Annotated in this window: 21 protein-coding genes and 3 pseudogenes; 12 read left to right on the top strand and 12 right to left on the bottom strand. The window is 68.4% G+C overall.

The annotated features are described in order from the left end of the window. Positions 1 to 118 precede the first annotated feature (118 nt). Positions 119 to 1,453, top strand: a complete 1,335-nt coding sequence (locus ABIE67_RS00930; protein WP_370251953.1) for an endonuclease domain-containing protein — start codon at positions 119 to 121, stop codon at positions 1,451 to 1,453. A 390-nt stretch (positions 1,454 to 1,843) separates the two neighbouring features. Here ABIE67_RS00930 and ABIE67_RS00935 read toward each other — a convergent pair whose 3' ends face one another. Together ABIE67_RS00935 and ABIE67_RS00940 are read right to left on the bottom strand one after the other, a co-directional pair. Beyond that, positions 1,844 to 2,044 (bottom strand): DUF6233 domain-containing protein, encoded by a 201-nt coding sequence (locus tag ABIE67_RS00935; protein WP_370251956.1) that lies wholly within the window; start codon positions 2,042 to 2,044, stop codon positions 1,844 to 1,846. Beyond that, entirely contained in the window at positions 1,993 to 2,319 is a 327-nt protein-coding gene (locus ABIE67_RS00940) for a hypothetical protein (RefSeq protein WP_370269651.1), read from the bottom strand. Before ABIE67_RS00940 ends, ABIE67_RS00935 begins: the two co-directional genes overlap by 52 nt. 535 nt (positions 2,320 to 2,854) lie before the next feature. Between ABIE67_RS00940 and ABIE67_RS00945 the strand changes: the two genes are divergently transcribed. The 6 genes from ABIE67_RS00945 (at position 2,855) to ABIE67_RS00970 (ending at position 8,509) form a co-directional block, all read left to right on the top strand. Continuing rightward, a complete protein-coding gene (locus tag ABIE67_RS00945) occupies positions 2,855 to 2,965 on the top strand; it encodes a keywimysin-related RiPP (protein WP_370251959.1) in 111 nt (36 codons plus the stop codon). 26 nt (positions 2,966 to 2,991) lie between these two features. Beyond that, a complete protein-coding gene (locus ABIE67_RS00950; protein ID WP_370251961.1) occupies positions 2,992 to 4,848 on the top strand; it encodes a lasso peptide isopeptide bond-forming cyclase in 1,857 nt (618 codons plus the stop codon). Beyond that, positions 4,845 to 5,132 carry a lasso peptide biosynthesis PqqD family chaperone gene (locus tag ABIE67_RS00955; protein ID WP_370251965.1) on the top strand — a complete coding sequence of 96 codons (288 nt, stop codon included), beginning with the start codon at positions 4,845 to 4,847 and terminating at the stop codon, positions 5,130 to 5,132. Before ABIE67_RS00950 ends, ABIE67_RS00955 begins: the two co-directional genes overlap by 4 nt. Further along, the gene (locus ABIE67_RS00960; protein WP_370251971.1) at positions 5,129 to 5,563 is read left to right on the top strand and encodes a lasso peptide biosynthesis B2 protein; all 435 of its coding nucleotides are present in this window, start codon (positions 5,129 to 5,131) and stop codon (positions 5,561 to 5,563) included. The genes ABIE67_RS00955 and ABIE67_RS00960 overlap by 4 nt, the downstream gene beginning before the upstream one ends. Further along, positions 5,560 to 7,422 (top strand): ABC transporter ATP-binding protein, encoded by a 1,863-nt coding sequence (locus ABIE67_RS00965; protein WP_370251976.1) that lies wholly within the window; start codon positions 5,560 to 5,562, stop codon positions 7,420 to 7,422. Before ABIE67_RS00960 ends, ABIE67_RS00965 begins: the two co-directional genes overlap by 4 nt. 910 nt (positions 7,423 to 8,332) lie before the next feature. Further along, complete coding sequence (locus ABIE67_RS00970) at positions 8,333 to 8,509, top strand: hypothetical protein (protein WP_370251981.1); 177 nt, start codon at positions 8,333 to 8,335, stop codon at positions 8,507 to 8,509. A gap of 1 nt (position 8,510) precedes the next feature. Here ABIE67_RS00970 and ABIE67_RS00975 read toward each other — a convergent pair whose 3' ends face one another. Next, the gene (locus ABIE67_RS00975; RefSeq protein WP_370268025.1) at positions 8,511 to 8,801 is read right to left on the bottom strand and encodes an integrase core domain-containing protein; all 291 of its coding nucleotides are present in this window, start codon (positions 8,799 to 8,801) and stop codon (positions 8,511 to 8,513) included. A gap of 213 nt (positions 8,802 to 9,014) precedes the next feature. On the opposite strand from ABIE67_RS00975, the gene ABIE67_RS00980 reads away from it, so the two are divergent. Further along, a complete protein-coding gene (locus tag ABIE67_RS00980; RefSeq protein WP_370251985.1) occupies positions 9,015 to 9,221 on the top strand; it encodes a cold-shock protein in 207 nt (68 codons plus the stop codon). A gap of 99 nt (positions 9,222 to 9,320) precedes the next feature. On the opposite strand, the gene ABIE67_RS00985 is transcribed toward ABIE67_RS00980, so the two are convergent. Beyond that, positions 9,321 to 9,443 (bottom strand): hypothetical protein, encoded by a 123-nt coding sequence (locus tag ABIE67_RS00985; RefSeq protein ID WP_370251989.1) that lies wholly within the window; start codon positions 9,441 to 9,443, stop codon positions 9,321 to 9,323. An 809-nt stretch (positions 9,444 to 10,252) separates the two neighbouring features. Continuing rightward, on the bottom strand, positions 10,253 to 11,650 hold the full coding sequence (locus tag ABIE67_RS00990; protein ID WP_370251787.1) for an IS1380 family transposase: 1,398 nt from the start codon (positions 11,648 to 11,650) through the stop codon (positions 10,253 to 10,255). A 143-nt stretch (positions 11,651 to 11,793) separates the two neighbouring features. Between ABIE67_RS00990 and ABIE67_RS00995 the strand changes: the two genes are divergently transcribed. Then, positions 11,794 to 13,431 carry an IS1182 family transposase gene (locus ABIE67_RS00995; protein WP_370251992.1) on the top strand — a complete coding sequence of 546 codons (1,638 nt, stop codon included), beginning with the start codon at positions 11,794 to 11,796 and terminating at the stop codon, positions 13,429 to 13,431. Here ABIE67_RS00995 and ABIE67_RS01000 read toward each other — a convergent pair. Beyond that, positions 13,414 to 13,590, bottom strand: a pseudogene (locus tag ABIE67_RS01000) (IS256 family transposase); the annotation flags it as partial. The gene ABIE67_RS00995 and the pseudogene ABIE67_RS01000 sit on opposite strands and share 18 nt — an antisense overlap. An 800-nt stretch (positions 13,591 to 14,390) precedes the next feature. Between ABIE67_RS01000 and ABIE67_RS01005 the strand changes: the two are divergent. Next, positions 14,391 to 15,503, top strand: coding sequence for an IS110 family transposase (locus ABIE67_RS01005; RefSeq protein ID WP_370251997.1), 1,113 nt, complete (start codon positions 14,391 to 14,393; stop codon positions 15,501 to 15,503). A gap of 965 nt (positions 15,504 to 16,468) precedes the next feature. On the opposite strand, the gene ABIE67_RS01010 is transcribed toward ABIE67_RS01005, so the two are convergent. From ABIE67_RS01010 to ABIE67_RS01035, 6 genes and pseudogenes are all read right to left on the bottom strand, one after another. Next, on the bottom strand, positions 16,469 to 16,696 hold the full coding sequence (locus ABIE67_RS01010) for a hypothetical protein (RefSeq protein ID WP_370252002.1): 228 nt from the start codon (positions 16,694 to 16,696) through the stop codon (positions 16,469 to 16,471). Between the two features lie 151 nt (positions 16,697 to 16,847). Beyond that, positions 16,848 to 17,321, bottom strand: coding sequence for a type II toxin-antitoxin system VapC family toxin (locus ABIE67_RS01015; protein ID WP_370252007.1), 474 nt, complete (start codon positions 17,319 to 17,321; stop codon positions 16,848 to 16,850). After that, complete coding sequence (locus tag ABIE67_RS01020) at positions 17,311 to 17,580, bottom strand: type II toxin-antitoxin system Phd/YefM family antitoxin (protein WP_370252011.1); 270 nt, start codon at positions 17,578 to 17,580, stop codon at positions 17,311 to 17,313. The genes ABIE67_RS01015 and ABIE67_RS01020 overlap by 11 nt, the downstream gene beginning before the upstream one ends. 575 nt (positions 17,581 to 18,155) lie before the next feature. Continuing rightward, a pseudogene (locus ABIE67_RS01025) lies at positions 18,156 to 18,725 on the bottom strand (IS110 family transposase); the annotation flags it as partial. 203 nt (positions 18,726 to 18,928) lie between these two features. Continuing rightward, positions 18,929 to 19,333: pseudogene (locus ABIE67_RS01030) on the bottom strand (IS6 family transposase); the annotation flags it as partial. A gap of 7 nt (positions 19,334 to 19,340) precedes the next feature. Continuing rightward, the gene (locus ABIE67_RS01035) at positions 19,341 to 20,537 is read right to left on the bottom strand and encodes an IS110 family transposase (protein ID WP_370252016.1); all 1,197 of its coding nucleotides are present in this window, start codon (positions 20,535 to 20,537) and stop codon (positions 19,341 to 19,343) included. A 367-nt stretch (positions 20,538 to 20,904) separates the two neighbouring features. On the opposite strand from ABIE67_RS01035, the gene ABIE67_RS01040 reads away from it, so the two are divergent. Both ABIE67_RS01040 and ABIE67_RS01045 read left to right on the top strand, forming a co-directional pair. Beyond that, complete coding sequence (locus tag ABIE67_RS01040; RefSeq protein ID WP_370252018.1) at positions 20,905 to 21,420, top strand: hypothetical protein; 516 nt, start codon at positions 20,905 to 20,907, stop codon at positions 21,418 to 21,420. Between the two features lie 1,406 nt (positions 21,421 to 22,826). After that, the gene (locus tag ABIE67_RS01045; protein ID WP_370252023.1) at positions 22,827 to 23,165 is read left to right on the top strand and encodes an STAS domain-containing protein; all 339 of its coding nucleotides are present in this window, start codon (positions 22,827 to 22,829) and stop codon (positions 23,163 to 23,165) included. Positions 23,166 to 23,888: the final 723 nt, after the last annotated feature.

The following is a 23,888-nucleotide window of genomic DNA, read 5'->3' on the forward strand; positions in this document are numbered from 1 at the left end:
GGGACGGATTCCTTCGTTCTGCGTTTCCTGGGCGCCCGCCGCTGGCCAGGCTGCTCTCTTGGCGCAAGAACCACGCACTGGCTGTCGGTCCGCTGGTGTCGGTCGTTAGTCTTTCGGTATGTCCGAGCGTGTTGTCCCGGACCGGGCAGATGGTCTGGTCACTCTGGCCGCCGCCGACGGTGTGTGGGCCAGCCTGACGGCCGGTAGCGCGGTACCGACGATTTCCGCGGTATTCACCTGCTTTCCTTCTGATGTCCGGCCGGGGCGGTACGTCTTGCTCGGCGCCTGTGTGGTGGAGCTGGTGAGGACGGGCGGCGGCCGGTGGAGTGTTCCGGAGGCTGAGGTGCGCCGGGCGGCGGCGGCATGGAACGCGGTGGAGATGGAGGCCCTGGACCTGGTCCGTATCGGCCCCTTCCGTGGTGTGCCGGAGCAGGAGCGCGCGGGTGGAACGCTGCGTGGTTGGCGCCGGCGCATTAGTTGGGAACTGCAAGAGGCAGATCGTCCCGGACGCCAAGCTGGCCATGAGCCCGGACCGTGGTCTCATCTGGCGGGGGTCGACTGGCGGCGGCTCCTGGTGCAGCGGTCCCGTGACAGGGTGGAGCGGTCGTGGTGGCTTCCGCGTGCCGTGGTAAGGCTGCTGGACGCGGCCGAGCACACCGAAACCGAGTGGCTGCACACCACGCGGGCCTGTCAGGCGGACACGGCTCTCACAGAACAGCACCGCCCCCGGGCCACTGACAGCCAGTCCACGACGGGCGTGAACGGTCCCCCCGTCCCGCAGCGCCCGTATACGGGGGAGCTGCGAGGTCAGTTGTACTCGGTGCTGAGCCGCAAGCCGGGTATGTCCCGCCAGGTGGCCGGGTGGGTGTGTGCCGTCTGCGGTACGGCGCCGGCTGCTGTGCTGGATCACTGCCATGAACACGGCTACGTCCGCGCCCCGGTCTGCCCGTCCTGCAACACGCTGGAGCGCCCCGACCACCTGTACGACAACGACATCCGCGTCGCCGCTCGCTACCGGCGCCTCTTCGACACCGACGCGGTCGGCTGGCTGCGCCACTGGCACCGCTGTCCGGGCTGCCGCACCCGCACCACCCTGCCTCTGCCTCACCTCGCCGCATGGACCGCCCACACAGCCACACGCACCCTGCGCCCCACCCACCCTGGGTCCCGCGGGCGGAAGCCCTGCGGAGTGTTGCGCGTCTCGTGGACGGGCAGCCAGAACGCACCCCGCTCCTGCCTGCTCACCGTCTCCGTCGACTTCTGCCCCTCCGGTGAACACCGCGTCCTGGCACGGGTGCCCTACCAGGAGGCCGTCGAACGGTTCGGCACCTGGCTGGCCGAGACCGCCCCTGCTGTGGCGGCCGAAGCCGGTCCCGACCGCCTGGACGGCCTACCTGCCGCACATCGGCCCGTCATCGCCGACACCAGCGGCGACGGGCTGGCGCTCTTCTGACCGAACACCAGCAAAGCGGCTCCACAGGCGCCGGACCGCGTCCGGCGCCTGTGCTCCGAGCTCGGAAGGAGCCGGCGTCTGTCAGGTGGAGCCGTTGATGCGGTTGCGGGGTGTGATGCCGTGGACGGCGAGGGTGTTCCAGACGCTGGTGGGGGCTCTGGCCGGTGCGTTCGGCAAGCCGGCCGACGGGCTCGCCGTTCGCATAGGCATCCAGAACGGTGGCGGCCAGCTTTCGGCGGGCAGTGTGCAGCGCTTCCTGTGCCAACTGGTATTCCCGCTGAGCGGCTTCCAACGCGTCCTCGCTCTACGCCTATCCTGCCAGCCCGCTCTCTGGTCGCCGTGCCACTGCCGGTCCGGACGGCGCTCCCTTTTTCCGAGCGGAGCGCGGTCCTATTGCGGCAGCAGCGGGTCCGTCGCGGCGGGGAGGGAGGTGGCTGCGTTGCATTCGCGGCAGGGAACCGTGCGGGGTTGGCGGAGAATATCGAGGGCCTGGTCGAGGGTGATGGGTGTGGCCTGGGGCTGGCAGCCGATGACGTGGATCAGGCGTGCTCCGGGGTAGCCGGGGCGGTGAGGGAGTCTTGTACCGTCCATGCCTGCCGCCCATCGACGGAGGGAGTAGCGAGGGTCGGGACGCGACTGTAGTCACCGCCTTCGAGGGGGCGGACATGCCGGGCGTCGAGCCAGACACTCTGTTCCGCGGGCTCCGTACGGCCGCTGCTCCCAGCCGCCCAGCAGGTGATGCCCACCCGGTACTGCCATCCGACCGCCGCGCGCCGCCGCTCATACAGGCGGGCCCGCAACTCCTGCCCGTCAGGCATCATGACGACCACCCGGGCCGCGTACTGCGGCATTTCGATTCCCTCCACCCTGCCCAGCATCCTAACCGGACGCCTTGGCAAGTTCATCGGACCGGAACAGGACCAGTCCTCCGGCGAGAGCGGAAGCCACTACCAGCACCCCAGAGGGCGGGGCTACACCGGGCCGATGTGCATCCACCCCCTGCCGATGACGTTCGCCACCGTGACGACCACCCGTACCGCCCGACCGGTTCCCCGCAGGAGACCGCTCCGGACGATCCCTGGCCCCCCGCCGGTCCGTCCGTCCTAATCTTCGGGTTTCGTGCCCCTGGCAGTCCGATGCGCGCATCCCGCTCGCCTGATGTTTCATTTTTGACGAACCTCGTGAGCTGCAGTACGGCTCTCTGGCCACTTTAGAACTTTACATATGATCCCATTTTCTCTAGTGCCCTTGCTGTGGCATCCACCTATGCACGTAGCTATTTGGTACACACCCGCTTCCTTGTTCCGGGCTCCCGATGGGCCTGGACGGGACGGCAGTGAACCGGCTTCCGGTTCCCGGCCGGCCAGGGGGCGGTCGTGACATCCCATGTGAGGAGAAGTCATGAAGAAGGCTTATGAGGCGCCGACGCTGGTCCGGCTGGGGACGTTCCGCACGAAGACCGGGCTGCTTGGGCGCCACGGCAACGACCGTCTCATCCTGAGCAAGAACTGACGAGCGACGGTTTCTGACCCGACGTCATGACTGAACTGCACGAGAGTGCGGGGAGGGGCCCCGGCGACGCGCACTTCACGGTCTTCACCGACCGGGGGGACGCGGCCGCCGTGGCCCGCTCCTTCGCCCGCCCCGGAACGCGAATCCTGCAGCACGCTTCGGGCCGGCCCTGGCTGGTGGGGCGGTGGCACGATGAGGAGATCGTCACCGCGCGCGCCGGCCACACGGCCCTCGCCGTCATCGGCTGCTGTCCGATCGAGGCCGTAGAGCTCGAGCGCCAAGCCGGCCGGCTGCGGGATCTCGCCGAACTCGACGCACTGGCCCGCTCCCTTCCCGGTAGCTTCCATCTCGTCGCCACGCTCGGCGGGCGACTCAGGGTGCAGGGCACCGCCTCCGGGCTCCGGCTGGTCTTCCATGCCCCCGTTGACGGAACACAGGTGGCTGCCAGCCGCGCCGACGTACTCGCCGCGGCGCTCGGCACCGACCCGGACGAGGAGCAACTGGCCGTCCGGCTGCTGTGGCCGGTTCCCCATCCACTCGCCGAGGCACCCATGTGGCGAGGCATCACCGCCGTGTCCCCGCAGGACGCGCTGATCGTCTCACCGGACGGCCGGACCGTACGCCACTCGCGCTGGTGGACACCGCCAAAACCGGTGCGCACGCTCTCCGATGGCGCCCCTCTCGTCCGCGAAGCCCTGGCCACGGCGGTCGATGCCCGCACCCGGCAGGGTGGCGTGGTCAGCTGCGACCTGTCAGGCGGCCTGGATTCCACCTCCATCTGCTTCCTCGCGGACCGCTCGCCGGCCCGGGTGGTGGCCAGTACCTGGCCGGGGCGCGACCCCGCCGACACCGATCTGTACTGGGCCGAACAGGCTGCCCGGTCGATGCCGGACATTGACCATGTGGTCTGGGACGCCGATGCCTCGCCGCTGGTCTACACCGACCTGCTCGGCATCGATGACCTGTTGGACGAGCCGACCATCGGCGTCATGGACCGCTCCCGGGTCCTGCACCATCTGCCTGCCATGGCGGAGCGGGGCAGCCGGCTGCACCTGACGGGTATCGGCGGCGACCATGTGGCCTGGTGCTCGGAGGCGTACTACCACCGACTGCTGCGCACCCGCCCCTTGTTTGCGCTGCGCCAACTGCGCGGCTTTCGGGCTCTGTGGCAGTGGCCGCTGGGCGGCACGGCACGCGCGCTGGCCGACTCGCGGCCGTACGGGAAGTGGCTGGCCGACTCCAGCGGCCGCCTGCGAGACCCACTACCCGCCACCGTCAGCACCAGCCTCGGCTGGGGCATGCCCCCTCGCCTCTTCGACTGGGTCACCCCCGACGCCGAACGGGCAGCTGAGCGGGCGCTGCGCGAGGCCGCCATGACCGCCGTACCGCTGCACCCGGACCGCGGCCTGCACACCGACCTCGAACAAATCCTTTCCTGCACGCGCATCATCCGCCAGTGGGACCGGATGGCCGCCCGGGCCGGCGTACCGATGGCCTCGCCGTTCCTCGACGACCGCGTCATCGAGGCATGCCTCGCCGTACGCCCGAGCGAGCGTGTCACGCCCTGGCAGTACAAACCCCTCCTGACCGCCGCTATGAGCGGGATCGTGCCCGATGCGTGCCTGCGGCGCACCAACAAGGCTGCCGCTTCCATGGACGCATCCAACGGACTGCGCGAACACCGCGCCGATCTGCTGGCGCTCTGGGAGGGCTCCAGGCTGGAACAGCTCGGCCTGGTCGACGGCGCAGCCCTGCGCCGGCTCGCTCAGCGCCCGGCCACACCCGAACTGCGCGACGCGATCCTCTACTCGACCATCGCCGCCGAGGTGTGGCTGCGCGGCCTGAACCGAACCACCGGTCCCAAGGCTCCCGCCTCCTCATGACCACCGTTGCTCAGCAGAAAGGCATCCGCATGGCATTGAAGTTCGGCGCCAATGTCTCCACTGCCCAGACGGACTACGGCACGGTCCTCCTGGACGAACGCGCCGGGGACTACTGGGAGCTGAATCCCACCGCCACCCTGGTGGTCGGCACGCTGATGGCGGGCGGCGACGAAGCCGCCGCGGTCGCCGCGCTCGCCGACGAGTTCGACATCGACCTAGTCCAGGCGAAGCAGGACGTCGACGCCCTCGTCCAGCAACTGCGGGCCTCGGGACTGGCCGAATGACGACGCCCAGCGCCCTGGAGCGGCCCACCGGCGTGCCCTTCACCCGGCGCCTGGCCGCCCGTCTCGTCCTGATCCCCGCCCTCATGCTCTCACTCCTACCGCCCCGCCGGATCCGCGCCGTGCTCCACCTCGCATGCCGCGGAGCCACGCCGGCCACCGCCACACAGGCCAAGAACGCACGGGACGCGATGTGCGCGGTGAGCCTGCGTTGCGCTGGCCCGAAAGGCTGCCTGCCCCGGTCCCTGGGAGCCGCGCTGCTATGCCGCCTGACAGGGAGCTGGCCGACCTGGTGCACCGGGGTGCGCGTGGTGCCGCCGTTCACGGCGCACGCCTGGATCGAGGCGGGCGGCCGCCCCGTGGACGAAGGCGTACCCGACGACTACTTCACCCGGCTCATCACCATCGCTCCCGGGAGCCGATCGGGCCGATGACCGACACCGCCGTGGATCAGGGGCAGCCAGCGGTCGAGGGGGACCGCTCCACCCGGGCCGCGGTCGCCACCATGTACCGGCTCACCACCGGCCACCGGGCCTCCATCACCGTCGCCACCCTACTCACCCTCGTCGGCTCCGCGCTCGGGCTTGCCCAGCCGCTCGTTGCCAAGCAGGTCGTGGACGCGAGCGGGCGCGGACAGGTGTTGTGGCCACTGCTGCTGCTCCTGGCCGGGCTGTTCGTCACCGAAGCGGCGACCGGCGCGGTAGGCCGCTTCGTCCTGGAGCGCATGGGCGAAGGCGTCGTACGAGGGCTGCGCCACAGCCTGGTCGGGCGGTTGCTCCGGCTGGAGATGAAGGAGTACGACCGGCACCGCAGTGGCGACCTGATCTCCCGGGTCACCGCCGACACCACCCTGCTCAGAGAAGTCGTCTCCCAGGCGCTGGTCGACCTGGTGACGGGCGCCCTCGTCGCCGCGGGGGCGATCGTCCTCATGCTGTGGATCGACCCGCTGCTGCTGCTCCTGGTCGCCTTCACCGTGGCTGCCGCCGCCGTGATCGTCGCCTCGCTGCTGAAGGGCATCCGGGCTGCCTCCGAACGCATGCAGACCTCCGTCGGCGCGATCGCCGCTGACCTCGAACGCGCCCTCGGCGCCCTGCCGATGGTCCGGGTCCACCGAGCCGAGGACCGTGAAGCAGCGCGCATCGGAGAGCGCGTCGAGGCGGCCTACAGTGCCGGCGTACGGACCGCGAAACTCGCCTCCGTGATGAGCCCCGCGGTCGAACTCGCCGTCCAGGGCTCCTTCCTGATCGTCCTGGTCATCGGCGGCCTGCGGGTAAACGGCCACACCAACTCCCTCGGCGACCTGGTCGCCTTCCTACTGTACGCCTCCTACCTGGTCCTACCGCTGTCCTCGGTCTTCCGCGCGGTCGGCCTGATCCAGCGTGGGATGGGCGCCTACCAGCGCATCGAGCAGGCCCTGTCCCTGCCGGCGGAGCCCTCGCAAGCCCAGACGCCGGCTGCCCGGGCACGTACGCGCGAGGCGGCCCGGCAGACCGTCTCGTACGAGGAGCCCGCTCTCGCCCTGCGCAATCTCAGCTTTGGCTACGACCCGGACCGGCCGGTGCTGCGCGGCGTCTCGTTCACCGTCCCCCACCGGCAGCAGACGGCCCTGGTCGGCCGGTCAGGTGCCGGAAAGAGCACGATCTTCGCCCTCATCGCCAGATTCCACGAACCGGACTCCGGGACCCTGCTCTTCGACGGCATGCCCGCCGCCGAACTGAGTCGCACCGCATGCCGCGAGCGCATCGCCGTCGTCGACCAGAACACCCACGTCGTCCACGGCACCCTGTGGGACAACATCACCTACGCCACGCCCGACGCCACCCAGGCAGAAGTGCAACACGTCGTCGAGCTCGCCCAGCTGGAAGGCGTCGTGCGGCGGCTGCCAGGCGGCTTGTCGGGAATGCTCGGCGAACGCGGCGGCACCCTGTCAGCGGGAGAGCGCCAGCGGGTGGCCCTGGCCCGCGCCCTGCTCGCCCGCCCCTCGATCCTCCTGCTCGACGAGCCCACCTCCCACCTCGACACCATCAATGAGACCGCGCTCACCACAGTGATGAAGGACGTCGCCCGGGAATGCGCCCTGCTGGTCATCGCACACCGGCTCTCCACCGTCCAGCACGCCGACCAGATCGTCGTACTGGACAACGGCCGCACCACCGCCCAAGGACGTCACCAGGAACTACTCACCAGCAGCCCCATTTACCGCGAACTGGCCGCCGGACAGATGCTCCGCCCGGCAGGCGCCCAGACCTCCCCCGTGACGACCGTCCGCCCCCACCCACGCCACCCGCTGTGAACCGGACACGGACACGACACCGAGAGCGCCTCAGGCAGTCCGGCCAGCCATCACCCTGGGCCAGGGCGACGGCGACGGCCAGCCGTTGCTCCCTGCCGCGAAGGCCTCCGGCACCGACGGCGTCATCGCCGGACACCTCCACGAGGTCCACATCGGCACCACTTCGCCCGCGCGTACGTCATCGTCATCCCCGTTGGCTGACCGGGGCTATTCCTCGTAGGCGGCCGGGGCGCGCAGCGGACGCAGCGAACCGTCGCCGTGGGAGCGGACGATCGGGTACCGGCCATGGAAATTAATGTGTTCGAACTAGACCTGACCCGGCTGTCGTTCATCGACCACGCCGGCCTCGCACTCCTGCTCCACGCACCAACGCCACGCCACTGCCGCAGGAGGAAGCCTCCGCATCGTGGACCCCTCCCCCGCCGTCACACGACTCCTCACCCTCACCAAAACCAGCACCATCCTGCTCGCCGACCCCGGCCCCCACCACACCCCTAAAACCCACACCGGCACCGGCTGCCAAACCCCACCCAGCCACCAGCCCTGGCCTCAAGGATTGGACAGGGGCTGGGACCGGTGCCAGGAACCGCCCGCGCAACCATCCGCACCGGCCTGCCCGCACCACGCCGCCAAGGGAACCTCATGCAGCCGACCACGCGCCCCGCGGACCAGTACCGCCCCCTCGACCAGTTCTTCCGCGGAGCACACACAGCACGCCGCGACAGCGGACAGACAAAGACCGGAGCCGTCCAGGACGAAACCTCCTCTCATTGACGACGTGGACACCTACACCGGCGACGCCGGAACCCGGGAGGGTTGCGGCGACGACAACCCGTACAACTGATCCCCACCTGATCCGGTGCCCCTGGCGCATCGTGCGTCGGGGGCACCGTGTGGAAGAGTGCCGCCCATGCCGACCGTGCGCCTGACTGAGATTCCCGCCGACGTCCTGGCGCTGATCGAGGCCGTCCAAGCGGGGCCCGTACTCAAGGCGGAGTCCCTGAACGCGGGCCTGAACAGCGAGATTGAGGTGCCCTGCGTTTTCCGGCCAGCTGCCTATTGGCTTATTTATGCATCGAGCTGCTGATTTAGGTACTCGTCGTTGACCTCTCGTGGGGTCCGATACCCGAGTCCCGAGTGGCGGCGTTTCGTATTGTGCGGGCCTCTATGTAGCGGGCAATGTCACGGTAGGCGTGCTCGCGGGTGGGGTAGACAGTCCGATGGACCCGTTCGTTTTTGAGGGTTGCGAAGAATGATTCCGCCAGGGCATTGTCATAACAGATACCGGTCCGTCCGACGGACTGCCGGATGCCCAGTCTGCCCAGCGTCTTGGCGAACTGCTCAGAGGTGTAATTACTGCCGCGGTCCGAGTGGAATATGGCGCCCTCGGAGAGCGGATGATTGCGCGCCGATGGCGGCCTCGACGAGTGGGGTCTTGTAGTTGTCGTCCATCGCCCAGCCTGTCACGGCTTTGGTATGGCAGTCGATGACGGTGGCGAGGAATACCCACCCCTCCCAGGTCGGAATGTAAGTGCTGATCAGTGACGGTTCCGACTCCGTCTGGCGGCGTCATCATCTTGAAGGGGAACAGCATGGCAACAGGCACGGTGAAGTGGTTCAACGCCGAAAAGGGATTCGGCTTCATCGACCAGGACGGTGACGGCCCGGACGTGTTCGTCCACTTCTCCGCGATCCAGTCGACAGGGGGCTACCGCTCGTTGGACGAGAACCAGAAGGTGGAGTTCGAGATCACCCAGGGCCCCAAGGGCCCCCAGGCCGACAACGTTCGCACCGTCTGACGAAGCCAGCGCCCGGCGTCCCGCACCACTGCCGCGGGACGCCGGGCGTTGTTGGAGGGTGGCTGTTTCCGCCGGTGCAGGCTCCGTCAGCCAGCCTCCTCAGTCGGCTTCGCGCAGGGCCTTGAGCACCAGGGGGCGGGACATCACACCGCGGACCCGTTCGGCCAGCTGGTTGGCGCTGGCGCCGGTCGCCTCTTGCTTGCTCGGCGCGCAGTGCGGCACCGAGTACCTCGCGTTCCTCGTCGACCTGGTCCAGCGCGGCGAGTACGGCGTCGGCGGCCTCGGCGACGCTCGGCAGGTCACTGGTCAACGCGTTGACCAGCCGGGCCGGCGGTTCGTCGGACGCGTCCGCGGGCTCGGCGGAGGGCTCGGGGCTGTCGCGGGGTGCCGGGAGCGTTTCCAGCCCGGGCTCGGGCTCTGGGTGGTCCACGCCTTGACCACCAGGGTGAACGGTGTGTCGCCATGAGATCACCTTTTCCTCCTCATTATCGAGGCCTCCATGGTCTGGGCAGGATCGCTTGGGCAGTGCGCTTCCGTAAAAAGGCGAGCTCTACACGCGTAATACGAATCTTCAGTCGCTTTAGACGTCATCTCATTTGGTGAGTCTGCGGTAGCAGATGAGGGTGCAGGCGATGCTGGTGAAAGCCAGGAAGTGGTCGGCTTTGCGCTCGTAGCGGACTCCGTTGCTGAATTGCCTGCGGCGGCCTGGGTCTGTTCGGCATGATCGTTGGTGCGGTCGTTCTGTCTGCCCTGGCCGCGGGAGGTCGGTGTGGTGTCCATGCGGCCTGGGGGCCTGCCGCCCATTCCGGAACAGACGGTGCGTACGGCTCGTGCGGCTTTTCCCAGCCTCGATCATTCACGTGCGCGCGCCGGCTTGAGGTGATCGGTCGAGGTTGAGGTTTCGTCCTGGTTCGTCCTTCGGGTGGTGGTGACGTTCCGGCCCGTGTGTCGTCACGGGTGGTCGTCGGTTTCCACGGGCCGAGGACGGGGCGGGTCTCCTCCTTCCGGAATCGGGGTCGGTGGGGTGGCAGTCAGCCGGGGGCGGGCAGGGCCTGGACGGCGCCCCAGGCGTCGACGATGTCGGTGGATGCGGGCCAGGCGGGGTCGAATTTCAGCTCGCGTCTTCGGGCGTGGTCGGCGAGTTTCGCGGGGACGTCCAGGAGTCGGGTGCGCAGAGTGGCGGGCTCGGCCCGGGCGAGTTTGCCTTCGGTGGCCAGGAGTTGGAACCAGCGGGCGAGGTCGGTGGCCAGGGCGAGGAGGGTGCACCAGGCTTGGTTGACCTTGAAGTAGCGGGAGGGCATCAGGTTGAGGGAGAGGGCCTTGCCGCGTCGGATGCCGGCCTCGACGTGGGTGTGGGAGCGGGCTCGGGCGTCGAGGAACTGCAGTTGCCCGCCGGTGGTGTTGGTGGCGATGGCCTGGTAGCGGTAGTCGGTCTTCTTCTCGTACGGCTTGAGCTCGCGCTCGTACTTGGGGTGGATGGGTTCGCGGCGAACGATCACCCGCATCCCTTCCGGCCAGCCGGTCAGGTCGAGCATGTCGGTGATCTCGACGAGGTCGGCGTCCTTGCGCGGCTGGCCCTTGTGGTCCAGGGCCGGCGTCCACGCGGTGGCCGGGACCTTGGCCAGGGCCTTCCAGAAGTCGTCGTCGCGGGTGTGGCCGACGGAGTACTCCCAGCGGTTGGCCGCGTTGCCGCCGCCGGAGGTGATCCAGGTGAGGAACTCCATCGTGGCTCCGGCGCCGTCGGTGCGGAACAGGACCCGGCGCCGACGGCGGGTGGGCAGCTGACGCAGGCCCTCGATACTCACCGAGATGTGGTCATCGGCGGTGTTGGATCCCGCCGATCCCGGCCGCAGCCGGTTGACCAGGAGTTCTTCGGTGTTGTCGCAGAACATCAACAGCGGGTGGTGGCCATATCCCTTGAAGTTGGGCTCGGCTCCCTCCTTGCCGGAATGCGCCGGGACGACTGAGGCGTCCAGGTCCAGCACCGTGACACCGGTCAGCTCCCGCCCGTTGACCTTGATCCAGGGAAAGCCGCCCGGGCGCAGGTCGAGCTGCTGGTGGACGTGGATACGGGTCCGGGCCCGTGCGGAGGCGATCTTCGTCAGCTGGACCGGTCCGATCGCCTCCAGGGTCCGCCACAGCGTGGACGCCGAGGCCGGGCTGCCCAGGACCAGCGAGGTCTGGCGCATCACATCGATCCCGGCCATCGACCGCGCGCCCAGCAGGACCGCGCAGGCCGCCGAGACCAGGACCGTTCCCCGATCATGGACGGGACGGAAGCCCCGCCGCACCAGGGCAGCCCCGAGCGCGTCGGTCAGCCCGACCTTGTCCGCCAGACGCCGCACCGGCACGATGCCCGCCTTGCCCACCAGCTTCTTCCCGCTTGCGGACAGCGACAGATCATCGGCCCACTCTGTACGCTTCGACACCGGAAGGGTGCCTCCCCTGCACGTGATCCAGTCCTAGAGAAGCTGAATCATCGCAGGTCGGAAGCACCCTTCCTTCATGATGTGACCGACTGTCACTGCGACACCGGGCGCCATGAATTCGTGAGGCCAGGGGAAGCCTTCCTATGCGGGTCCGTGACCACCTTGCCGAGGTCTTCGATGACGCGTTGTTCGCCGAGGCGTTTCCCGGTCGTGGCGCTCCTGCTCAGTCCCCGGCCCTGCTCGCCCTGGTGACGGTGCTGCAGTTCACCGAGAACCTCACCGACCGGCAGGCCGCGGACGCGGCGCGGGACCGGCTGTCGTGGAAGTACGCCCTGGGCGCTGAGTTGTCCGATACCGGCTTCGACTTCTGCGCGTTGTCGAGGTTCCGTTCTCGGCTGGCCGGCGACGGGATGGAACGGGTGCTCTTCGACCGGCTGTTGGAGCACTGCCGGGAGGCCGGGCTGGTCAAGGCCGGTGGCAAGCAGCGCACCGACTCCACCCATGTGATCAGCGCGGTCCGTGACCTGAACCGCACCGAGCTGGCCGGGGAGAGTGTGCGGGCGGCGCTGGAGGCACTGGCGGTGGCGGCGCCGTCCTGGCTGGCCGGAGTGATCGACGTCGCCGAGTTCGCCGAACGCTACGGGCCGCGCGTCGATGGCTGGACGATGCCGTCGTCGAAGACCAAGCGGGAGCGACTCGCCCAGATATTCGGCCAGGACGCGCTGGTCCTGTGTCGGGCTGCCTGGTCCGACCGTGCCCCGGCATGGATCCGTGAGATCGAGGCGGTCGCCCTGCTGAGGAAGGTCCTCGTGCAGACATACACCGTCCGCCTCGATGCCCGGGGACGGGAGGTGGTCAGCAAGCGGGACGCCGACAATGACGGTGTCCCGCCCGGCAGTACCCGCCTGGCCTCCCCCTACGACCCCGACGCCCGCTGGTCCGCCAAGGGTGATGACCTCTTCTGGTGCGGCTACAAGATCCATCTCACCGAGACCTGTCACGCTCCGGCCGAAGCCGAAGCCGAAGCCGAAGCCGAAGCCTGTCTCCGTGCCCTGGCACCGAACCTGATCACCGACGTGCACACCACCGACGCCACCGTGCCCGATGTGAAGGCGACCGAGCCGATCCAGAAGAACCTCACCGAGCGCGAGGTGACGCCCGCCGAGCACTATCTCGACTCCGGCTACCCCTCAGCCGACCTGATCACTGCCGCCGCCGGGCAGGGCATCACCATGGTCACTCCACTCCTGGGCGACCACTCGCCCCAGGCCAGGACCGCCGAGGGCTTCGACAAGAGCGCCTTCCGTATCGACTGGAAGGCCCGTCAGGTCCGCTGCCCCGAGGGCTCCACCAGTGCCGGCTGGTATCCGGTCACCCAGCACGGCCGTGACGCCATCGTGATCGACTTCGCCCGCGCCGACTGCCGCCCCTGTCCTTCACGGGACAAGTGCACCAGCTCCGTCCGCGGCACCCGCATGCTCACCCTGCAGCCCCGCGAACTCCACGAACGCACCGCCACGGCCCGTGCCGAGCAGGACACCGAATCCTGGAGAGCCAAGTACGCCCTCCGCGCGGGTGTCGAGGGCACCGTCAACCAGGCCCTCGACGTCACCGGCATCCGCCGGGCCCGCTACCGCGGCCTGCCGAAAGTCCGAGTCCAGCACGCCTTCTCCGCCACCGCGCTCAACGTGGTCCGGCTCGACGCCTGGTGGACCACCAACCCACTACACAAACCCCGCACCAGCAGACTCGAGCGCCTCAACTGCCGACTCGCCAGCTGACGAGTTCAGCAACGGAGTCATCTCCACCTGCAAAGCCCGCTCCAGCACCGCCTTCATCATCTGCTGCAGCAGTCCGCCGGCCCCGTCAATACCGACCCCGGCCGCCTCCGCATCAGCCAGGAGCCGGTCGATCGCCGCCGGCGATAAAGCCCCCGCCAGCCGCCTCGACGCCTCCTCACGCGGCTCTGCGGACTCGGCGTGCGGGCTGGACTCGTTCATCAGGTCACTCACTGTGCGTCACATTCCTGGTGTCACCCGGGGCCCGACCAGCACCCAGCAAGATCACCTCTTACACAGAGGAGTAAACAGCCTCCACTGATCCGACGCTTGGCCAGTAATTCGCCGGCTCCGTCGATCAGCGCGATGTCGTGATGCCTTTCCGCCCAGTCGACTCCGCAGAAGACGGTCACAGGTTCTCCCATCGTCGAGCGTATACGGAGGTCACAAGCACATGCGGGTCACGCGGCGTCCTAATCCCAGGACTCGATCGGTCCGCCATCTCGGTAGCCGTTCGCGACACCAGCGCACCCCAGGGGCCTCTGTCTGCGCCAGAGCTCACAGCTCGCGGGAGTGAACAGGAGGTCGCCCTGGGGCGGGCTCGCACCACGACGGCAACGAACGACGTGAGGCAGTGGGTTTCACGGGACTTGGAGACGCCGAAACCGCGCCGCTCTCTCGTGAGGCCTCACGGGCCAGGGAGATTCCCAGGCGTCTGCCCGGCCGCGCCCGCAGGCCCCGTGAAACCCACCATCGTGCCGGCGCCGCTCTATCGGAAGGCCTCATCAGCCCGGGGCCTTACAGGCGTCCGTCACGCCAGATAGCCCAGAAGCCCAACTGCGCACCTCTGGAACCACTTTCACTACGGATTAGGGGCCTTCGCGACAGGCACCGTCACAGTCTTGACCGCCCCGGCCCGGCGACGGCCACCAGCACCCGAGGCGATCAGGAGACCAGCGACCATGCCCAGCATCACGCAGTCCACGGCCCCATGTCACGTGCCGGCCGACGCCGAGGAAGACATCCTGCTCGGCGTTGACACCCACAAGGACGTCCACGCTGCAGCCGTCATCAGTACCATTGGCGCTGTTCTGGACGGCCGCAGCTTCCCTGCGACCGCTGAGGGATATCGTCAACTCCTATCCTGGGCAGGCTCGTTCGGCATACTACGGCGGGCAGGGGTCGAGTGCACCGGATCCTACGGGGCAGCCCTGACACGTCAGCTGCGGGCCGAGGGCATCGAGGTGACCGAGGTCAACCAGCCGGACAAGGCCGCCCGGCGCCGCCACGGCAAGACCGACGCCGTCGACGCCGAAGCCGCTGCCCGCGCCGTGCTGTCCGGCCGCGCCACCGCCACGGCGAAGACGAGCGACGGACCGGTGGAAACACTGAGGCTGTTCAAACTGGCCAAGAACTCCGCGGTCAAGTCCCGAACCCAGACCATCAACCAACTCAAGAGCATCCTGGTCTCCGCAGACCCCGCCCTGCGCGAGCTGCTGGCCGGCCTGAACAACCCCCACCTGGTCAAACAGTGCGCCGAACTGGACGACCAGACCGCGACAGGACCGGCAGCGGCCGCCCGCCACACCCTGCGGCTGCTCGCCCGCCGCATCCAGCACCTGACCGAGGAAATCGACGACCTCAACAAGCGGATAGCCCAGGCCGTCAAAGCCACCGTCCCGGGCCTGCTCGACGTGTACGGTGTCGGCCCGGACAGCGCCTCCGCCCTGCTCATCGCGGCCGGGGACAACCCCGAACGCCTCGCAAGCGAGGCATCTTCCGCCGCCTTATGCGGCACCAGCCCCGTCGAAGCATCCTCCGGCAAGACCCAGCGCCGCCGACTCAACCGCGGCGGCGACCGCCAGGCCAACGCCGCCCTCTACCGGATCATCCTCAGCCGCCTGCGCTGGGACCACCGCACCCAGAACTACCTGCAACGACGCCTCACCGAAGGCAAGACACGCCGCGAGATCATCCGCTGCCTCAAGCGATACATCGCACGAGAGATCTACCGGCTCATCGTCCCCACGAAGCAGGCGACCGACCACCCAGACCCCACACAAGCCACTGCTTGACATCCATAGGGGCATCAGCACCGCTCGGCCCACTTGCGGAAGGCGCCGATGGGGCCGTCGCCGTCGTTAAGTTTGGGGTGCGCAAGAGTGTCTTGTGGTGGAATATCGGGAAGTCAGCCGATACGTCCCGCACGTTCCACCTGTTCAGTAGTGACGCGCCGGCCCACTCCGTGGGGCGCCGCGTAAGCAGCCGCAACGGGGCCGGAAGGCTGCTGTAGTCGATGGCTCCCGCGACCCACAGACGCATGCGCCATCGTCCGGTCGGGGTGGCCATGACCCAGGTGTCGGCGGTGAAGTGGCGGCCGACGGTGAGCTTCGCATGCATCCCCCCCATGCCAATCACGGTGAACTGGGCCTTGGTGGCGACGCCGCCAGCGACGGGCAGAGGCCGTTCAACCTGGTACGTCGTGGTGTAGATGACTCCGTCGCTTTTCGGCTCTTCAACGACCCGAAGTTTCACTTTGTGCAGTTCGGAGATGTGGCGTAGTCGATTGCGTTCTCCATCTGGTCCTGCGTATGCCCGCAAAGGTCCACGCCGTGACGAGCGACGTAGGCGTCCGCGACCGGCAGCGCAGGAAGGTCCCAGCCGGGCTCCCCGTCATCCTCGCTGTGCCACGCCCCATACGAGCCCGTACAGCTCACGGGCGTGAACTGGCGACAACCGCGCACGAGGTGGCTTCCCGTAGTGTAGCGCCCCGAAGTTTCCGAACAGACCCACCGTAGTGGGACCACTGTCCGGAAACTTCAGGGCGCTTCAGTGAGGCTGGAGCGGTGGTGGTCAGCAGCCAATGGATTCCTTGTCCGCCGCCTCTGATTGCATGCCATTCAGGGATGGGGACCCGGCCAGCGGCGGCATAGATCCAGCCGTTGTGGTGGTAGACGTGGGTGAGGATCGTGTCGAGGACGTGCCAGTCGGCGTGGTGTCCGCAGGCACTGCACCGGTTTGGGTTGAAGCTGCGGCCCCGCTACCAGGCGGGCTGGTCGTGCAGTTGTGCTGCGACGTCTGCCGTGTCGCCGTCAGGTGCCGCGAGGACGGGGCGCGCCATGTCGACGGCTTCGGGGCAGTCCGTGGTGGTGAACTCCTCGCCGCGCGGCCGGTATGACGGCAGCAGCCCGAACACCCACCACAGGGAGAAAGCGCACCGCTCGCACGGCGCCTCGTACGCCAGCACGTCTACCTGCAGCGAACTCACCGGGCCGCACCCCCTCTATTTTCATGGTGATCCTGGCACATCGGGCCCTGGCGCCGGGCGCGGTCTGGCAGGGGCAGGACACCGGTCGGTGGAAGTCCGTCGCCGCGCCTCGGGGGCGTCGCCTGACCGGACTGCTCTCGCCGGTGGTTGTCTATCGGTCGTGGAGCACTGCAGGGCGGCTGACGGGGATGACGGTGAGTAGGTTGTCAAGGCCCTTGAAGTCGTCCGGGTTGGTGGTGAACAGGGGGAGGCCCTCCGCAATGGCGATCGAGGCGATCATCAAGTCGGCGGTGCGGCGCCGGGGCTGGCGGCCGGCGGTGATGACGGCGGCGCAGACGCGGCCGTAGATGCGGGCGGCTTCCGCGTCGAAGGGGATGGGGTCGAACTCATTCTCGGCGCGTTGGAGGATGTCCGTGCGACGGGCGCGCTCGGCGTGTTCGTCGTAATCGTCCTGTTCGGCATTGCCGCGCACCTGGTGGGGGCCGGCGGAGAGTTCGGCCAGGGTGATGGCGCTGATGGCCATCTCGGCGGGCAGCTCGTCAGGGTTGATCCACTTGCGCAGAATCATGATGTTGGTGTCGAGGAGCCCCTGCGGGTGCTCGGCGGAGGAGTGCTCAACGGGCATAGGGGTCATCCTGCTCCTGCTCGACGGTGGTTGCCTGGTCGGCTCGGAAGGCGTCCGGGGAGATGTCGGAGGCGGTGCGGGACCTGGCAGCGAACTCGCCGCGCGGGACGAAGCGCCGACGGCGTCGCAGAGGGATCAGCTCGCCGATGCGGTGCCCATCCCGGGTGACGGTGAAGGACTGGCCGCTTTGGACGGCATCCATGATCTCTTTGGATTTGGTGCGCAGGTCGCGCTGGGTGATCTCGGACTGGGTGCTCATATATCCATGATAGCCGCCCTGTGCTACAGGGTGCCACCCTGTAGCACCCTGTTCCGCGCCCTCGGGCTGTCAGGCACATCCCCGGCAGTTGATCGCCAAGAGTCTCGCTGCTTGGCGCTCGCTTTCCAGGAGACGTAGTCAAACTGCCAGGTCAGAACAACTGTTGCTGACCTTGAGACAACCCGCCGACCCCCGACCCGGCCACCAGTACGGGCACGTACAGATCCCAGCCCGCATGAGGCTGGGCCGAGGGACTGACGGTGTCCCGCGTCAAGTTTGTGGCTCAATGATCTTGGTCTGAAAGTTGGGGATGCAGGGTCGGGGTGCGGTAGACCTCGATCGGCCGGTGGCCGGCGAGGGCATTGTCACGTTGATCTGAGCCTGTGAGATGATCTTCGGGTTGGTCATCCTGGGGGCTGTTCGTGGACACCGCGCCGTCGTACAAGGGGCACCGGTACCCGGTGGAGGTCATCTCCCACTGCGTGTGGCGGCATTGTCACGTTGTTGGGGGTGGCTGGGTGTTGAGGGTGTGTCGGGGCGTGCTTCTCCCGTGTGTCGGCCGGTGTCAGACGGTCGCGGGGCAGCCGGTGACCTGGTTCCAGGCGCGGGAGCGTTTGGTCATTTCGGGTCGGGTCGAAGGCCCGCTCCAGCGCTGGAAAGATGCCGGTGAGCACATCCCGCAGCCGGTTGATCAGCCGCACCCGGTCGGCGACCAGGTCGGTCCGGTGCGAGGTCAGCAGGGTCAGGTCGGCGGCCAGCTGGACGGGTACGCCGATGGTCGCCAAGTCCCCTCGGTGGCGGGCAGTCTCGGCGATCACGTAAGCGTCGCGGGCATCGGTCTTGGCCTCGCCCCGATAGGCGCCGGCCATCCGGTTGACGGTGCGGCCAGGTACGTAGACGGCCTGCTGGCCGTGGGCCGCAAGGAGCGCCAGCAGCAGCGCGGAGGGGGTCCCGGAGATGTCCACCGCCCAGCGGACTTCGTCGGCCAGGTCAAGGATCTCGCCCAGCGCAGTCAAGATGGCCGACTCATCGTTGTCGATCTTCTTCGACCACACCGTGGTGCCGGTCTCGTCAACCACCGCCGCCCAGTGATGCCCCTTGCCCCCATCGATGCCGCACCATACGCAGCCAGGCCGTTTACTCACTCGCCCCTCCTCGTTCCGCACCGCACACCGTCGGCCCGAGGAACACCCCGCTGTCATCTCCGTAAACAGCGACCGCACAAGGCGCACAGATCTCAATCAGCAGCCAGGGCGCCCCGGAGAGCCGGACGGCCACTCCTACGAAGCCACAAGCGGCAGCGAAGCTTCAGCCACATCCGGCCCTCCCGGGCCACCCAACAACTTACGGAGCGCAGCTTGTCGGTCACGATCACCCGCGGCATGTACTCGAGCTCCTTGAGCAGGCGGCGGAAGAAGCGCTTGGCGGCCTTGGCGTCCCGCTTGGTGGTCACGAGGATGTCCAGGACGTTGCCGGCCTGGTCCACCGCGCGCCAGAGGTAGTGCAGCACCCCGTTGATCTTGATGAAGACCTCGTCCATGTGCCACTTGCCGCCAGGCCGGGGACGGCGCCGGCCCAGCCGGTTGGCGTACTCCTGCCCGAACTTGACGCACCACCGGCGGATGGACTCGTAGGAGACCTCGACACCGCGCTCGCGCATCAGCTCCTCGACATCGCGGCAGGAGAGGGAGAACCGGTGATACAGCCACACGCAGTGGGAGATGACCTCCACCGGGTACCGGTGCTTCCCAATCTGGAAGTCAAGCGGAGGTGGTGACTGGTGGTGTGATGGTGTAGCACCGTCGGTCACGGATCAGGGCCCACAGCACGTTGACGCGCCGGCGGGCGAGGGCGAGCACGGCCTGGACGTGGCGTTTGCCCTCAGCGCGTTTTCTGTCGTAGAACTGCCGCGAGTTGGGGTCGCACCGGATGCTGACGAGCGCGGAGGTGTAGAAGACCCTTTGCAGACGGCGGTGGTAACGCTGGGGCCGGTGGAGGTTGCCGCTGACCTTGCCCGAGTCGCGTGGCGCCGGCGCCACGCCGGAGAAGGCGGCGAGGCGGTCGGGGGTGGGGAACGCCTCCAGGCTGCCGCCGACGGCGACGAGGAACTCGGCGCCGAGGACCGTGCCGATGCCGGGCAGCGACTGGATCACTTCGGCGAGTTCGTGCTCGCGAAACCGGCCCTCGATGAGCTTGTCGGTCTCGGCGATCTTCTCGTTGAGGGCCATCACCTCCCTCGCCAGGGTATGCACCATCTTCGCGATCGCTGTCTCGCCCGGGACGGCGGTGTGCTGGCGCTCAGCAGCCTCGATGGCCTTGGCTGCCAGGGAGTCGGGGTTGCGGACCTTGCGGTTGGCCAGCCAGGTGGTCAGTCGGCGCAGGCCGGTGCGGCGGATGGCCGCCGGGCTCTGGTAGCCCGTCAGGAGCAGCAGCGCTCCGGTGGTGCCCATGTCCAGGGTGCGTTCCAGGGCTGGGAACATGCTGGTCAGCAGGGCCTTGAGCCGGTTGGTGGTGCGGGTGCGGTCGGCAACGAGATCCACACGGCGCTCGGTGAGCAGCCTCAGTTCGATGCTCGCGTCTTCACTGGGGCGGATCGGCTGCAGGTCGCGTCTCATGCGGGCCTGGTCGGCGATCACGTGGGCGTCCCGGGCGTCGGTCTTGCCCGCCCCGCGGTAGCTGTCGGTGGCGCGGTTGACCGCGATGCCGGGGAGGTAGACCAGTTCCTGGCCGTGGTTGACGAGCAGGGCGATTAACAGCGCGGGCTCGCCGCCGGTCATGTCCATCGCCCAGGTGACCTCACGGCCGTCGGCGAGGCCCAGGACGTCACCGATCAGCTTCAGTAACTCCGGTTCGTCGTTGGCCACCCGCCGCGACAGCAACGTGTTGCCGTCGCTGTCCAGGGCCAGGCAGTGGTGGTGGGTCTTGCCGCAGTCGGTACCGGCCAATATCCGGCTCATCGTGCTCCAGTCGTCGTACTTGCCTTGCGCACCACGGACGACCTCGCCGGCATTGCTCTACACAGCGACCTGTTCGCACTTCCCAATCGGCGGCCGAGTCGTCGTGGGGAGCCGGGCGGCCAAGCACCGGAAGCCACGAGACGACAGCCACTTGTCAGCCACACCCAGCTCCCCCGGGCCCCACAACCCTACGAACGGCTGCGGTCGGCCCAGGAAGAAGGTAGAGCCCCTTGTACAACGGCGCGGTGTCCACGAACAGCCCCCAGGATGACCAACCCGAAGATCATCCCACGGGCTCAGATCAACGTGACAATGCCCCGGCCGGCCCATCTGGGCCACGTACGACGGCGGCCGCTACCTCGGCACCGTGAGCACAGGGCAGGATGGCGGCGCGGCGCTGCTGTGGCGTGTGCTGGCCGCCCGCGAAGAGCAGGCCAGTCTCGACGACGCCGTCCGTGCCCTGCGCCGCCCGGCCTCCTGGCCACGCGAGCGCGAGCAGGCCGCCGGCTGGGCCCGGCGCTTGCTGGCCGATACGACGCTGACCGCCCTCGATGTGGAGACCGCCGGCCTGGCCAACGCGTTCGCGGTGCAGATCGCCGCCGTGACCCGGGACGGCACCGTGGTGTTCAGCGAGTACGTGCAGCCGGACGCCGTTATCGAGCCGGACGCCATCGCGGTGCATGGCATCACGCCACAGCGCTGGCGCGAGCCGCGGCCTTCGGGCAGCTGCTGCCCCGCCTCGCCGGGCCGGCAAGGCGTAGCGGCCCCACCAACCGCACAGGCAGGCGGCGCACAACGCCAAGCGCGCCGTCCTCCCCGATGCCCAGCGCTCATAAACTGTCCGGCGGCTGGCGCTCGCAGCTTGCGCCGAGGCCAGTGGTAGTGCGCGGGCGCGCACCCGTGCCACCCGGAATACGCCCTTCACCTGGCCAAAGCATTGGCCTACGCTTCCACCAAGGGGAGAGCGGGCCCGAGCTGTCACCCGGCCCCGCCCCCGCCGTCCAGTCGGCCCACGTGTCCCGTCCGGAGCGCGCTCCCGCGCCGTTCTCCGGCAGCCGACGAGGACGAACAAGCGCAAGGGGGCTGCGCACCCGGACAAGCCGCGCACCCCTCCGCGCCGCAGCCGTCGCCAACAGTGTGGCTCCAACCCGGCGACGGCTGCACCTCACCTCCCCCTCACCCGGGGGCAGCACGACCACCGTGCGCTACCGGGCAACCCCTCCCGCGCGCCGACCGTCCGCAACCCCCAGCGCACCGAGAGCGGGGAAGCCGAGGCGGGGTGTGGTGGGTCGGGTGTTCCAGCGGTGGATGTACCAGGCCCGGCGGATGAGGCTACGGACGGTGATGATTACGGTGGCGAGTTGGAGGCAGAACTCGGTGCATGAGCGACCAGAGTCCTCCTCCTTCAGGCGCACTCCCGCGTCCGACGGCAGCGCTTACCCGCTCGTCCACCCCGCCCGGACACCTGTACTCAGCGTTACCTGATAGCGGGAACGCCTCACTCCTCAGAAGAGGCTCCCGTTGACGCACAATGCTCTTTGACCAGGGGCTTCATACTGAATGGCCCCGCCGCACGCACCAGTAGCTCCGATATGACCTTCACTCAACGTCACCTACCCCTGCGTATGGTCGGGGGCATGGCTCGGATCCCAGTGGATGAGGACGGCAACCGGCTGTGCCTGTGGTGCGGTGCGCCGATCGCCGGACCGCGGCCACGCACAAGCCGTTGGCGGGCTTACTGCACGCGCACTCACCGCGAGTTCGCGCAGACGTATCGCGAGTGGGTGGCCCTGCGGCGCACGGGCTGCGCCCTGGGTCCGCACCGGCGTGGCTCGGGCTGGGGAGGAAACGGCGTGACGACAGTCCAGGCTCGCCGATGTTGTGCCGTGCCGTACGGCATGTCGGACCCCTGGGCGGCACCCCGAAGAGGCCCGGGATGTTTCACCCCCTCCCCCGCTGGCCGGAATGATCACGCTGGGGACCGTCGTCGGAGACCGTCAAGGGGGGGGCGTTCTGCGCGAGTGTTTGAGCGCTGGGTAACCTGTTGACGAGGCAAATACCCGTTCACTGGCGCGGGTGACTGGTGCTCAAAGGACACGCAAGCGGTATGGCTTCATTACCGTGTCGATCGAGGGCAACTGATGCCCTGCCGGGCCTGCACGCCCACGTCGTGCGGCACCGGCGGCGCAGTGAGCGGGGGTGGACCGGATGGACAGGACAGGCCCGGCGAGAGGGCAGCCTCCCCCATTGCCGGCGGAACAACGTGGCCGGCAGCGGAAGATACCTTTTGTGTGCGGCCCGATCGCTCCGCACCCGCTGACCGTCGAGGTGGTCGACGTCGGGTACGTGGTCCTGGTACGGGTCTCGGGCGAACTGGATACAGGTACCGCACCCCAACTGGCCGCCGCCCTGGGCCCACTCAAGGAGCGGCACTGCGAACTCGACCTGGCCTGGGTATCGTTCATGGACTCCGCTGGCCTCGTAGCACTGCTGGCCCACCAACGCCGCGCACGAGCCGCATGGGGAAGCCTACGCCTGGTAGACTCCTCCCCGGCGGTACGGCGCATCCTCACCCTCACCGGCACCACCGCCATCCTCCTCACCGCCCCCGGCCCTGCGCACCCCTAAACCCGTGTCTCTTCGAGGGCGCCGACGCAAGGGCCACCGTCCCCGGTGTGCACGCTCACCCGTCTTGAGCCGCGCCGTCCTGGGCCCTCTGTCCGTCACGCTCGCGCAGCACCATGACGGTTGCGGGAGAGACGTACTGGCCCTTCTTCTTTTCAGCACGGTTCCCCGGCCTGGCCTGCGTGACATGGGACCCTCCGGGTCGTTTTCTTACACGAAGGCCCAGTCACGTCACGGCACCGCTGCTGCCAACGGGCCTTCGCCTGCCGCTGCCGCCTTCCCGGTCGGCAGCGGCAGCCCGCGGACCCGCGCCCCACCACGCAGCTGGTAGGCAGTTCAGAACCAGCCGTTCTCCTCGGTCTCGGACTGCTGTCAATCAGGCTGGCAACCTACGCTCGCTGTGGGGCGGTTGGACGTACGCTGGCGTGAGGCCACCCTGCACCGGTTGTGCCAAGCAGCGCCGGCCGCCACCTCCTTGTGGGGTGGCGGCCGGCGCCGGGCGCGTGAGAAGCCGTCTCGTTCCGTGTTGTCGGCGATACGGCTCCAGCTGGCACAAGGCACCCGCGCAAATCCGCTCTCATACGCGGAGCGTTCAAGGGACAGGCTGGGAATACCGGCCTGGTCACGGAGCTTTTACCCAACTCCACCTTCAATTTAACGACCCCTTGCGCCTTCACCGGCAAGGGTAGTCGACTGATCCGAAAAGTCGTAGCGGCGGCGTCCGGG

Source organism: Streptomyces sp. V4I8 (assembly GCF_041261225.1).
Taxonomy (GTDB): Bacteria; Actinomycetota; Actinomycetes; order Streptomycetales; family Streptomycetaceae; genus Streptomyces.